Below are 799 nucleotides of genomic sequence, written 5' to 3' on the forward strand. Positions count from 1 at the left end.
GCAAGACGAAGCGCTATCCGTCTGACATGACGGATGAGGAATGGGCGCGGATCGCGCCACTGATGCCTGAGCCTGGGCGCATGGGACGTCCACGAGAGATTGAATTCCGCGAAGTGATCAACGCGGTACGGTATTTGGTCCGCTCGGGCTGTGGCTGGCGGATGCTGCCGATCCATTTCGGGCATTGGCGAACGGTCTATGGCTGGTTCCGGGAACTGGCGCGGCGTTTCCTGTTTCAGACGATCCACGATGTTGAATTGATGCTTGATCGGGAGCGGATGGGTCGTGAAGCCAGCCCTTCGGCTGGAGTGATCGACAGCCAGAGCATCAAGGCTCCTCACGCGAAAACAAGGGGTTATGACGCTGGCAAGAAAGTGGTCGGACGCAAACGGCATATCGCCGTAGATACGGACGGGCGCCTGCTGATGGTCAACCTGACACCAGCCGACATCTCCGACAGCGCAGGCGCACAGATGATCCTGGATGCGATCCGTAAACGATGGCCCTGGGTGAAGCACCTGTTTGCCGATGGCGCCTATGACCGCCACCAACTGATGGACAAGGCGGCTTATCTGGAGTTCGTTGTCGAGATCATCCGCCGCCGTGACGGGGCCAAAGGCTTCGAGGTTCTGCCCCGCCGCTGGGTCGTCGAGCGGACGTTTGGCTGGATGACCCGGTGGCGACGCCTTGTGCGCGATTACGAGCGACGCATCGATGTCTCAAACGCCATGATCCTCGTCGCAATGGGGGCCAATCTCATCCGCAGAAACGCTCATCCGTGACTTTTCAAACAGGCTCT

At 59.6% G+C, this 799-nt stretch carries 1 protein-coding gene; it reads left to right on the forward strand.

The window, feature by feature from the left end:
* Positions 1 to 782, forward strand: a 782-nt coding sequence (locus AD949_RS00050; protein ID WP_061504587.1) for an IS5 family transposase, incomplete at its 5' end; no start/stop codon positions are given.
* Positions 783 to 799: the final 17 nt, after the last annotated feature.

Origin of the sequence: Acetobacter orleanensis, from assembly GCF_001581005.1 — a bacterium.
In the GTDB taxonomy this organism is placed as follows: Bacteria; Pseudomonadota; Alphaproteobacteria; order Acetobacterales; family Acetobacteraceae; genus Acetobacter; species Acetobacter orleanensis.